Source organism: Moorena sp. SIOASIH, assembly GCF_010671925.1.
Taxonomy (GTDB): domain Bacteria; phylum Cyanobacteriota; class Cyanobacteriia; order Cyanobacteriales; family Coleofasciculaceae; genus Moorena.
In genome coordinates, this window is the sequence record NZ_JAAHIH010000003.1 from 614,135 (window position 1) to 626,495 (window position 12,361).

The window sequence follows — 12,361 nt, forward strand, 5'->3', positions numbered from 1 at the left end:
TAAGTGGAGTAGGTTTTACATTTGTTTACCTGAATAAAAATCACCGTCAGTGAGTTTGAAGCCACTGAGCACAAGCAACACTCTGAGCAGACAGCTTGGGATTGGTGATCAGACCAACAGGTCCTGCATCCAACACTATCACTCCCCTCACCAAGTTACACCTTTCATCTCAATCGGGAATAACTCACGCTCAGACAGTCGATCCTGATCCAATGCATGGATCAAGTACTGACCTGTTTGTTGCTGCTCTTCAATATCCTCATCATCAATCCACGACTGAAGCAGATTTACCGCTTCAGCTTGCTTTTGCCTTACCAGAATAGAGTTTGCCAAAAGTTGTAATGCCATAGCTTCGAGGGAAATCCCTTGCTGCTTGGCTTCCTGTAAGAGATATTGCTCCAATTCTGGTGGTAAGTTAAGGGTTAGGGTCATCAGTCAAATAATGAATGAGAAGATTTAATTTGTTAATTAATTGGGCTTGATAACAATAAGATGTTTTGTGATTAAACAATTCATCTTATTGTTATCAGTCTTGAATAACGAATCGCACTGGTTGTTATCTCGGCTCAATCCCTACGAAAAATCCGATAAACTAATCACATCAGCTTGACACTCCCCGGTCTAAACACGCGGGGATTCTTCTTTCATCCAGCTAACTTACCAGTTAGGTTTTCACCCAACTGACAGAGGTTAATCTGTCCAGAAGCGTTAATTTGGGCGTGCCCCGCCCTATTTAAAATATTAATTGCCGCATTTTCATCCCGGTCTAAAACACAACCACAACTACAAACATGAGTTCTAATTGATAGTGATTTTTTAACTATTTTCCCACAGCTAGAACAATTTTGACTAGTAAAATGTGGTTTAACTGCAATAACTTTACGACCAAATACTTTCCCAAAGTATTCTAACCAAGATCTAAACATTGACCAACTAGCATCAGATATTGATTTAGCTAATTTATGGTTTTTAATCATATTTTTCACCTGTAGGTCTTCAACGGCTACCAAATCGTTAGATTGACATAGCGCCCTTGCAGTTTTAACTACAAAGTCTTTACGCTGCCTTGATACCTTGAGATGCTGTTTAGCTAATTTTTTCTGAAACTTTTTCCTATTCTTAGAACCTTTTTTACATTTAGATAATTTCCGTTGTAGTCTTTTTAATTTATTTTCGGATTTTCTTAAATATTTAGGATTATGGCAGGTACCACCATTACTGTCAGTGTAGAATTCTTTAATTCCAACATCTAAGCCAATAGCTTTGCCAGTTGAGTTAGTATTTTCTAGCCTTTCTTGATCAATACAAAATTGAGCATAGTAACCATCGACTCTTTTAACTACTCGAACTCTTTTAATTGATTTTAAAGGATAAAAATGTAAATCCCTTGAACCAACTAATTTAAAAGTACCAGCTTTAAACCCATCAGTAAATTTTATAGTTTTCCTATCTATAGATACTTGATAGCCAGTGGTTTTGTATTCAACTGAACGAGAATTTTTTTTAAATTTCGGAAAACCTTTTTTCCCAGGGATTTGTTTTTTACAATTGTCATAAAACCTAGAAATAGATGACCAAGTTCTTTCAGCGTGAGCTTGTCGAGCCATGCTGTTCAATTTTTTAACCCAAGGAAAATTGTTATTATCAGCTAATACTTTGCAATATTTGTTAAGGGCAAAACGGTTGATTTTGTCCTCTGGCTTAGCATCCATCCATAAACGCAAACATGAATTTTGAATGAATTGACCAGTCCGAATAGCTTCATCAAGTAAATTATATTGATATTGTTTACCTTTGAGCTTAAATTCATAAACTAGCATTGGCTCGACCTATCTGTTAATATATATCTAGTATAGACGCTTATTATAGAAATGACAACCAAAAAACAAAAAAGAATTAGGGGGATACCCGTACATTATGAAGAAGTAAAAAAAAGACATACCATTTTTTGAACTCCTAGTACTTGGTAAAAAGCTCAAGAGTTATCCAAAAACAGAAAAATCATTGTATCGGTATTCATTGAATAATTGATTATAAATCACGGCGCTTAAAAGCGCTTCCTTGCCTTTATCCGCCCTTTAAAAATGGGCGGTTTTCGGCTGCGTCAATAATAATTTTTCGGGATTACAGTTTCACCAGGAAGGGGTTTAATACTCTCATGGATTTCAACTCCTTCAGTACCTCGGATAAAAAAGCCTGCATTAGAATCAGCTTCAAAAAAGTGCTGTATGTGAAACGTTGGCAACTTGTTTGACCGAAAATGCTCTAGTAAATGTTGAGCATTTTTACTAGCTAAATTCATTCCCACTAGTTCCAGAGAACCACCAGGAAAGTAGTCATTCTGAATATCTACTAGTATCAGTGCTGTCTTCATTGCTCTTCTCAGCCCCTATTTTTACTTAACCCATTTACATTATAACCCACATTCCGCCGGTAGTACCATAAAACGAAGTACTACAACCCTCGAACAGAATTTATAAGTTATTTTTGGTATGGAAATTTGTATCGTCCTGTATGCAGGAATCAATCTAATTACCTGATGGGTTTCTACAGATATTGGCTTGGCAATTTTGTCAATTTTTTCTATTCCTGATTGCCTAAACCCTGAATTTTGAATTTTATTGGAATTCCCTACACCCTGTATTCCATAGCTGACAATTTGGGAACTCTAGCTTTAGGACTGTATAAAGCCGTATAGCAGTTCTCAATTAGGTGAAGTACTTTCGTCTTGGGTTTTAGGCAGCTTCCGAGCTGGGAGTAGGGAAAGACAGGGAAGTGTGGGAGGTATGGGAGATGTGGGGAGATGGTAACGCGCTATAGCAATACGGATTTAATCTACCGTTTCCCATACTTATGAGGTACAAAAGATTTTCTTCCTGTTCCCGATTCCCGATTCCCGATTCCCGATTCCCGATTCCCGATTCCCTACTCCCTACTCCCTACTCCCTGCTCCCTGCTCCCTGCTCCCTGCTCCCTGCTCCCTAAAACCCAGAACGAAAGTACCTCACCTTAAAACCGGTGTAAATCTTACTAAAGGAAATTAGCCCAAATGTCGGTTATCGATACAGATCAGGGTCGCAAATTTATTACCACTGAACCGATCACAGAAAGTGAAGAAACAGGAAAACAAAGAGTGTGGGATGCCACTCGCAGTGCTTTTTCAGAACGCAATTGTATTGGCTACTGGCGCTATCCTATTTTTTCTAAAGTAGGGGAAATCTCTAAAGAGCCTGATATTTTGATTACTGATCAAGACCTTGGTCTAGTAGTAATTGAAATCCAATCTATCACCATTGATCAAATCATTACTATTGATGGTGATCAGTGGCAACTCCAAAACTGTTCCACCACTGAAGCACATCCCTACCAACAAGCAGAACATCAGTTAAAAGCAATACTCGCTTTTTGCGATCGCGAACCTGCTATTTGGCGCAAAGTTACCGGTAGGGCGATGATTGCTCTTCCTCTAATTACTCAAGAACAATGGCAACACCACGGTTTTGAGCAACTCCCAGACTGTCCTCCCATTATCTTCCAAGACCAACTGGGTAAAGTTGGCTTCCTAGAGTGTATTCAAGAAACTGAATCAGTGATACCAGGAGAAGACATAGATGATCAGCAGTGGAAGTTACTCTTAGCCGTGATCAGCGGAGCACCAATTTTCCGTAAACCTCCGCGTACCCTAGTCTCTACCGAAGGCAAAACTCGCGCTAGTGTTGTAGCCACTTACTTAGAACAACTCTACGAATTAGATTGGCAGCAGGAACACATTGGAAAAGAAATCCCTCCTGGGTTTCAGCGGCTGCGGGGGATTGCGGGGTCAGGAAAAACAGTGCTCCTATGCCAAAAAGCCGCTCATATGCACTTGAAGCACCCAGACTGGAGAATTGGGTTAGTATTTTTTAGTCGCACCCTCTACGACTTAATGATTGGGTTAGTGGATCGATGGCTGCGTCGTTTCAGCAATGGTGATATCCAGTATGACCACAAGACTAACCACAAACTGCGAGTGCTTCATGCTTGGGGTGCTAAGGATCAGCCTGGTTTGTACAGCACGATTTGCCAGTTAAATGGCGCTAGACCCAAATCCGCTGGGGATACTCGGCAAAGACAGCCCAATCGGGGTTTGGCAGAAGTTTGTAAACGGCTATCGGAAGAAATCAACATTGAACCCTGCTTTGATGCCATTTTAATTGATGAAGGACAAGACTTAGTTACTGAAGATGACTTAAAATACCAGGGCAAACAAGCAATTTATTGGCTAGCTTATCAAGCCTTACGACCCGTTGACCCAGAACAGCCAGAACAACGGCGCTTAATCTGGGCGTATGACGAAGCTCAAAGCCTAGACACCTTAAAAATTCCTACCACAAAAGAACTGTTTGGTGAAAATCTCAGCCGACTGTTGTCACAAGGATCACAATACCCCGGTGGTATTAAAAAATCTGAAGTTATGCGGCGCTGCTACCGCACTCCTGGCTCAATTCTCACCGCTGCTCATGGGCTAGGAATGGGGTTGCTACGTCCTGAGGGAATGCTAACTGGAATTACCAGAAAGGAGGATTGGGAAAAAATTGGTTATGAAGTCAAAGGAAACTTTATTCCCGGTCAACAAATCACCATCCATCGTCCAAAAGAAAACTCCCCCAATCCAGTTCCTGAATTGTGGAGCGCACCAGTATTAGACTTTGAAACCTATGGCTCTCGTCAGGAAGAAATTAGTGCGTTGGCCGATAAGATTATGCATAATCTGGTTGATGATGACCTGAAAGCCAGTAAAGAAATCTTAGTGCTAGTTTTAGGCTCCAGTTCTGAAGCAATTGAATTAGAAAATCATGTCGCTGTTGTTTTGATGGAGCAAGACATTGATATTTATATTCCCACAGCATTGGAGTTGAATGAACTAAAGCCTCAATGGCCCCACGTTGATCGCGATCGCTTTTGGAAAGATGGTGGGGTAACTATATCTCGTGTGCCCCGTGCTAAGGGTAATGAAGCCGATATGGTGTATGTGGTCGGTGTTGATAATGTTGCCAGGAACGAGAGTGATGTGAGTTTGCGTAACCAGCTATTTGTGGCATTAACTAGGGCGCGGGGCTGGGCAAGTGTCAGTGGAGTGGGTGACTATCCCATGTATGGGGAAATCCGCCAGGTCATTGAGAGTGGCGATACCTTCACCTTTACCTACAAGCGACCTCTGAAGCGGGATATTGGTGACCTTGAAGAAGGTTAACCGTCACAACTGTTTAACTTCCGAATAGGGAACAAGAATCCCCCCTGTTCCCTTTTTCCTGTTCCTGTAAGCATTCAGCTATCAGCCATCAGCTATCAGCTATCAGCCATCAGCTATCAGCTTATGGGCATAGCGCAGGCTTTGCGAACAGCTGTTGAATAAAAAAGGTAAGCATTCGTTTAATCTGAGTTACGGAAAGCACCTCAAGTAGCGTGAGCCATTCGCGTAGCGTGGCCAAGGCTGACGGCTGACAGCTGACGGCTGATAGCTTACCTGTGACTTATTGGCTAAACCCTTAATTTTTCGTTTCAGTGGGTAAGTCCTATCCTTTGAAATTATTGCCAGGATGGCCACATAATTAAGTGAAATAGTTCTTTATTACTTAATATAGCCCTGTAGTTATTGATGTACACCTAACTATAGCAATCCTATATGATTCGTGAAATATATTGGCCGAAGCTATCGCTATAAACCTTGCCCAGTAAGGATTTACGATTTTGCATATTTTACAAATGATTTAGGATTGCTATATAGGTGATTTTTAGTTAATTTTGTTTATTAGCTGGCCTAACCACTAGTAATCCTAAAAATTACCCTTACTATCTAAATACAGTTTATCGGTTTTATTTCTGATTAAATAGTTGGCTTAATCAGGGAGATGCTTTGTGTTTAATAGTTGTCTATTTTGTGAATTTTAAAAAAAATATTATTGATTATGAAAACATTAAAGCAATTTTTTTAAACTTAGTTGCCAATATATAAGCCAGCCAAATAAATCCTAATCTTTGATAACATCAAAAACTATTTGTTTCTCTTTCCTAATGTTATCTGTTCCCTGTTCCCTGTTTCCTGTTCCCGATTCCCGATTCCCGATTCCCGATTCCCGATTCCCTTTTTATTTAAAACCAAAATATAAATCTTACTCATGACAAATTATATAAAACTATCAACAATTAGTACCTTTGAAACCGGTATATTTGACGATGGTGCTGCTGAAATTCCTGCTTATGACACCAGCTCACAACGCCTGTTTGTAGTCAATGGCGCTAATAATGCCATTGATGTACTGAATCTGAGCGATCCTGCTAATCCTACCAAAATTACTGAAATTAGCCTCAATGATTTTGGGGGAGGTACCAACAGTGTTGCGGTGAATAATGGTATTGTTGCCGTAGCAGTTGAAGATGAAAATACACAGAATCCTGGTCAAGTTATTTTCTTTAACACTGATGGCAATTTCTTGAATTCGGTAACTGTTGGAGCGCTACCTGATGCATTGACCTTCACCGCTGATGGTCAAAAAGTGTTGGTAGCTAATGAAGGAGAACCCAATAATGAATTTACAGTTGATCCAGAAGGGTCTGTTAGTATTATCGACATCTCTGGAGGGGTTAAGCAAGCTACTGTTACTAACGCTGACTTCAAAGCATTTAATCCTCAAATCGATCAATTGCAAGAGCAGGGAGTACGTATCTTTGGTCCCGGTGCTACAGTAGCCCAAGACTTAGAACCTGAGTTCATTACCGTGTCTGAGGATTCCCAAACAGCCTGGATTACCCTGCAAGAAAATAATGCCTTAGCTGTGCTAGATATCAATCGTGGCGAAATTACTGATATCTTGCCCTTAGGATTTAAAGACCACAGTCTTCCCGGTAATGGCTTTGATGCTAGTGATCAAGATGATGGGATTAATATCCAGAATTGGCCGGTTTTCGGAATGTTCCAGCCGGATGCGATCGCATCATTTCAGGTAGACGGCAAAACCTTCCTAATTACAGCTAACGAAGGGGATAGCCGGGACTTTGAGGGCTTTAGTGAAGAAGCCCTAGTCGGAGACCTTAAGCTAGATCCCCATGCTTTCCCCGATGCGGCTGAACTCCAACAAGCTGAAAACCTGGGTTCCTTGATAGTGACAAACACCTTAGGGGATACAGACGGTGACGGTGATTTTGATCAGCTTTTTGCCTTCGGGAGTCGTTCCTTCTCGATCTCGGATGAATATGGCAATCAAGTTTTCGACAGTGGCGATGACTTCGAGCGCATCACTGCGGAATTTCTCCCTGATGACTTTAACTCCGACAATGACGCCAACAACTCCTTTGATACCCGCAGTAATGACAAGGGACCGGAACCCGAGGGAGTGGTAACAGGAGTAATTGATGGACGCACCTTCGCTTTTATTGGCTTAGAGCGTATTGGTGGAATCATGGTCTATGACGTGAGTGAGCCCACTCATCCTACCTTTGTGCAATATATCAACAACCGGGATTTTAGCGGTGATGCTGCGGCGGGAACAGCAGGAGACCTTGGGCCAGAAGGATTGACCTTCATTTCTGCCGAAGATAGTCCCAATGGCAGACCTCTGTTGGTAGCAGCCAATGAAGTGAGTGGCACGACCACCATCTATGAAATCGAGTCAATCCTTCCCGATCAAAGCATTGTGGGAGATGAGGGGGATAACAAACTAGTTGGTACTGAAGAAGATGATATCATTAAGGGTCTCGAAGGCAATGACACAATTCATGGTGACCGAAGTGATGACTTAATTCAGGGGAACCAAGGTGATGACAAGCTTGAAGGGGGTCGGGGTCATGACGACCTTGATGGTGGCAGTGGTAATGACACCATCAGAGGTGGTCGAGGTCGTGACGACCTTGACGGTGGTCTAGATAACGACTTTCTCCAAGGGGGAAGGGGTAATGATATCCTAGATGGTAACCATGGCGATGACACGATTAAAGGGGGTCGCCATGATGATATCCTAGATGGTGGCAGTGGCGATGATATCTTAAATGGTGGTCGTGGCAGTGATGTCATGACTGGTGGTGAAGGCTATGATCACTTTATTTTTAAACAGAATAAAAGTCTATTACCCGGTGAATTTGATGTCATCAAGGACTTTGAGGTAGGTGTCGATAAAATTGAATTCCACGGTTGGGGCAATATTGATCCTCAAGAGTGGTTGAATTCGGTTATCTATGAAGGTCGGATAACTAACACCGAAGATGGGACTTTGTTTCAGGCCAATGATGGTGGAAAGGTTCTCATAGAAGGAGTGAGTGTAGAGGATCTCAGTGGCTCAGATTTCAGCTTCAGCTAAACCAGGAATACATCGAGACCAATGATTAGGGAGCATCTTGATCTCACTAATTTTAGCAAAATTCGTAAAATTTTGTGAATTTAGCCAATTTGGCAACATCCCTAGCTTGTTATGTTGTCTCATTGTAATTGTTCTGAGTTAGGGTCGTTTATTTTTATGAATGTTACTCCTTCAACAACAGAATGTTAGATATAGCTAGTCAATGGGAACCATAAGTTCTTGACATCCTCCCCTCCCGCGCGCAACTTCGCTATGCTCAGTCACTTTGAGGGAGGGGATTCCTAACTCTCGCGAATTAGGTTTTCTGCTTCGACCCGTGCCAACTAGAGTATCGTGACCGATACTCCCCGTCGCTTCCAGTCCACAGACATTTTCTACTACCGTCTGCCCGACGGCATTTAACCCTCTATTTCTAAGAACCTGACTAGCTGCTACATCTCTTGTGGTTCTGTATCCACACTCATCGCAGTGGTGAAAGCGAATATCTAGAGTTTTTTTGCCAGTGTGTGCGCCACAATTAGGGCAAGTCTGACTCGTGCCATCTTTATTGACCTTGGCAAAATACACATCACGTCGAAAACAAACCCATTCTAGGATATTCACAAATTGACCGAAACCAGCATCGGCACTTTGTTTTGAAAGCATTCCTCTTTGCCATGAGACAAAATTAATATCTTCAACAAATATCATGCCAGCACCATCACACAAATGATGAGCTAGTTTAAAGTGCCAATCTTTACGAGTGTCAGATATGCGCTGATGTAGTCTAGCTATTTTCTGGTTTAGCTTGTGTCTATTATTTGACCCTTTTTGCTTATTCTTTAGCCTACGTTGCAGCAATTTCAGCTTGCGCTGTAGGGTGATCTCAAATCGAGGTCGCTTAATCTCTTCAGCATCACTGGTAGCTACAAACTTGTCAAACCCCAAGTCCAAACCTCTAGGATGACCGTGAGGCATGGGACTAGAGACATTGACATTTAGCTGTAGTGACAGCATCACAAAGTAACCAGATGCTTTTCTAACTATCCTCGCTTGCTTGACTTGAAACCCAAAGGGAATAGGCCTTGACTGTCGCCATTTCACCCATCCCAGTTTTGGGAACTTAATCCCATCATCTCTAATTGGGTCTTTTCCTAACTGTGGAAAGACAAACGACCGCATCCGATACTTATTCTTAAAGCGAGGCAAACCAAAACCTCTGGCTTTCATATCGTCCCAAGCTCTATCTAAAGTTCTTAGGGTTTGTTGTAGTACTTGAGAGTGAACTGTTTTCAGATGAGGATAGAGTTTCTTGGCTTGAGTTAATTGCTTGGCTTGCTTATGGTAATTCGGAAATGGTTCGTCGGCAGAAATGATGTACTCGGATTGAATCGAACAAGCATTAATAGGTGACTTACGAGATGCACACCAATCTTTACGCTGCCTAAGGGCAAAATTCCAGACAGAACGACAAATATCTAGGGTTTGCTCGATAGATTCAATCTGTTCGGCAGTTGGTTCTAGTTTGTACTCGTAGGTCATTGTTAGCATGGCCATATTATAGCTTACATGGGCTATAATGTTGTGTAAATATTTAATAAATTTGCCAATTATCGGGGCATCGAACCCCTCAATTGGCTTAAGGGAGTCCATGTCTCACCGCCCTATAACATTGTGTTCGTCAGCGAACACTCGTCATGTCCGACGGGGTTTTATAGCTCCCTCAAACTCCCTCGTTTCGATAAACCTGAAATTACTCAAGGGTGCATCTACTTTTTTTCAGGTTTTTTTCAGGATACTTTTTTCGGTAAATCTCCTGAGTCAGCTAGTCAAAGACAGAGTAAACTATGTTCCGAAAGGTTGTAACCACAATCGCCCTGATTGGGATCCTAATTCCCCTATGGGGTTGTCAAAATCAGAGCGAATCTCAAACTAAAGAAGTGATTGTGCTAGGGGACATTGCTGTGAATCCAGCCAGAAAGCAACGTTTTCAAGGGGTTGCTGATTACCTGGCAGCTAATTTAGATCAGGCAGGAATTGGTCAGGGGGAGGTCAAAATTGCTTCTGATCAAGAAACCATGGCGCAATGGATAAAATCTGGCGAAGTGGATCTTTACATGGATAGTCCTTATCCAGCCATGTATATGGTTAACCAAACTGGTGCTAAGGTCATCCTGCGCCGCTGGAAGAAGGGTGTTGCTGAGTACAGTACTATATTTTTCGCCCGCCAAGATAGTGGTCTGAAATCTCTGGAAGACTTAAAAGGCAAAATGCTTGCCCTAGAGGTTCCCTTCTCCTCCTCAGGTTATATGTTTCCTCTGTCTCATCTGATGAAAGCCGGTATGAATCCAGTGGAGAAGGCGGAAGCGAATCATGAGGTGCCTAAGAATCAGGTGGGATATGTTTTTGCTGGTGATGACCTCAACACTGTGCGCTGGGTATTGAGCAAAAATGTTGATGCTGGTGCTACTGACAGTGAAACCTTTGCAGAATTGCCAGAGAGTCAACGGTCACAGCTAGTGGTCTTGGCAGAAACCAACAAATTTCCTCGACAGGTGGTAGTTGCTGCACCAGATATGGATCCTAAGGTACTTGAGGAAGTCAAACAAGTACTAATCAAAATGCATAAGAACAAAGAGGGTAAGGAAATTTTACATAAATTCAAAAAGACTGCCAAATTTGATCAATTTCCCCAAGAAGCAAAAGCAGCTTTAGCACAGATGGAAGAGTATTTTGAATTAGTGCAGGGACAGGATAAGTAATCTAGAAGTTGCTCAATGATGGCGTCAGGTCGTGACTGCTCCTAAGGTTGATTAGGAATAGTGCTATCTTTAACGCAACTTGGTATTAAGAAATATCCCATGCGAATTTTACAAATCGTCCCGTCGATTTCCCTGGTATATGGTGGTCCGAGTCAAATGGTAAAGGGACTATCTCAGGCTCTGGCATCTCAAGGGGTAGAAATTACAGTACTAACTACTAACTCTAATGGGGATGCTGGTCAACCCCCTTTGGATGTACCCCTGGATAAACCAGTAGAACAGGATGGTTATCAGATCAGATACTTCCGTTGTTCTCCCTTTCGCCGCTATAAATTTTCCCTCGACTTATTAAGCTGGCTATGGCAACACGCCTCAGAATTTGACCTAGCCCATATCCATGCCTTATTTTCCCCAGTGAGTACAGCAGCGGCTACCATCGCCCGAAAACAGGGATTACCCTACCTATTGCGTCCCTTAGGTACCCTTGACCCAGCGGATTTGCGGAAAAAACAACAGCTAAAGCGCATCTATGCCGCACTGTGGGAGAAACCGAATTTAGCTGGAGCAGCTGGTATACACTTTACGAGTCCACAGGAAGCTAAGATTTCGGAACGTTTTGGGACAGCATCCCCTGATATCGTGATTCCCTTAGGAGTAACGCCGCCAATCGAGCAACAACAAGGGAGAGCACGTACTGAATTGAAGATTCCCCATGACCAACCCTTAGTGTTGTTTATGTCTCGTATTGACCCGAAGAAGGGATTGGATTTACTTATCCCAGCTCTAGAGAAGCTATTAAACGAAGGATTCCAGTTTCACTTTGTCTTGGCGGGAACTAATCCTCAAGACCCAAGTTATGAAAATAGTATCATAGACCAGATAAAGGCTTCAAGTCTATCATCAAATACCACCATTACTGGTTTCGTGACCGGTGACTTGAAAGCAGCATTGTTAAATGATGCGGATGTATTTGTGCTGCCATCTTACTACGAAAACTTTGGGATTGCAGTAGCGGAAGCGATGGTGGCTGGGACAGCAGTGGTGATTTCTGACCAAGTCCATATTTGGGAAAACGTCAAAGATGCTGAAGCAGGATGGGTGAGTCCTTGCGAGGTTCAGGCTTTGACTAGACAGTTACGGGAAGCCCTTCAAAATAAAGAGGAATGCCAACTGCGGGGAGTCAAGGCTCAGGAGTATGCTTTAAAGCACTATAGTTGGAATGCGATCGCACAACAAATGATTCAGGTTTACCATCAAATTAGTCATTAGTACCCCTACGGGTACTGT

General features: G+C 42.3%; 9 protein-coding genes. 5 read left to right on the forward strand and 4 right to left on the reverse strand.

Annotation, left to right across the window (positions count from 1 at the left end):
• Nucleotides 1–147: 147 nt before the first annotated feature.
• The 3 genes from F6J90_RS17945 to F6J90_RS17955 all read right to left on the reverse strand — a co-directional run bounded on the left by F6J90_RS17945 (nucleotide 148) and on the right by F6J90_RS17955 (nucleotide 2,374).
• Nucleotides 148–432 carry a hypothetical protein gene (locus tag F6J90_RS17945; RefSeq protein ID WP_293096269.1) on the reverse strand — a complete coding sequence of 95 codons (285 nt, stop codon included), beginning with the start codon at nucleotides 430–432 and terminating at the stop codon, nucleotides 148–150.
• Nucleotides 433–644: 212 nt separating this feature from the next.
• Entirely contained in the window at nucleotides 645–1,820 is a 1,176-nt protein-coding gene (locus tag F6J90_RS17950; RefSeq protein ID WP_293096272.1) for an RNA-guided endonuclease TnpB family protein, read from the reverse strand.
• A 284-nt stretch (nucleotides 1,821–2,104) separates the two neighbouring features.
• Entirely contained in the window at nucleotides 2,105–2,374 is a 270-nt protein-coding gene (locus tag F6J90_RS17955; RefSeq protein ID WP_293096274.1) for an isochorismatase family protein, read from the reverse strand.
• A 479-nt stretch (nucleotides 2,375–2,853) separates the two neighbouring features.
• Between F6J90_RS17955 and F6J90_RS17960 the strand changes: the two genes are divergently transcribed.
• The 3 genes from F6J90_RS17960 to F6J90_RS17970 all read left to right on the forward strand — a co-directional run bounded on the left by F6J90_RS17960 (nucleotide 2,854) and on the right by F6J90_RS17970 (nucleotide 8,333).
• Nucleotides 2,854–2,985 (forward strand): hypothetical protein, encoded by a 132-nt coding sequence (locus F6J90_RS17960; protein ID WP_293096276.1) that lies wholly within the window; start codon nucleotides 2,854–2,856, stop codon nucleotides 2,983–2,985.
• 64 nt (nucleotides 2,986–3,049) lie between these two features.
• Nucleotides 3,050–5,233 carry an ATP-binding domain-containing protein gene (locus F6J90_RS17965; protein WP_293096278.1) on the forward strand — a complete coding sequence of 728 codons (2,184 nt, stop codon included), beginning with the start codon at nucleotides 3,050–3,052 and terminating at the stop codon, nucleotides 5,231–5,233.
• A 925-nt stretch (nucleotides 5,234–6,158) separates the two neighbouring features.
• Nucleotides 6,159–8,333: a choice-of-anchor I family protein gene (locus tag F6J90_RS17970; RefSeq protein ID WP_293096281.1), complete on the forward strand. Its 2,175-nt coding sequence runs from the start codon at nucleotides 6,159–6,161 to the stop codon at nucleotides 8,331–8,333.
• A gap of 195 nt (nucleotides 8,334–8,528) precedes the next feature.
• On the opposite strand, the gene F6J90_RS17975 is transcribed toward F6J90_RS17970, so the two are convergent.
• A complete protein-coding gene (locus tag F6J90_RS17975; protein ID WP_293097822.1) occupies nucleotides 8,529–9,863 on the reverse strand; it encodes a transposase in 1,335 nt (444 codons plus the stop codon).
• A 296-nt stretch (nucleotides 9,864–10,159) separates the two neighbouring features.
• On the opposite strand from F6J90_RS17975, the gene F6J90_RS17980 reads away from it, so the two are divergent.
• Together F6J90_RS17980 and hpsP are read left to right on the forward strand one after the other, a co-directional pair.
• Nucleotides 10,160–11,074, forward strand: coding sequence for a phosphate/phosphite/phosphonate ABC transporter substrate-binding protein (locus F6J90_RS17980; protein ID WP_293096284.1), 915 nt, complete (start codon nucleotides 10,160–10,162; stop codon nucleotides 11,072–11,074).
• Nucleotides 11,075–11,173: 99 nt separating this feature from the next.
• The gene (gene hpsP / locus F6J90_RS17985) at nucleotides 11,174–12,343 is read left to right on the forward strand and encodes a hormogonium polysaccharide biosynthesis glycosyltransferase HpsP (protein ID WP_293096286.1); all 1,170 of its coding nucleotides are present in this window, start codon (nucleotides 11,174–11,176) and stop codon (nucleotides 12,341–12,343) included.
• The last annotated feature ends 18 nt before the right edge of the window (nucleotides 12,344–12,361 follow it).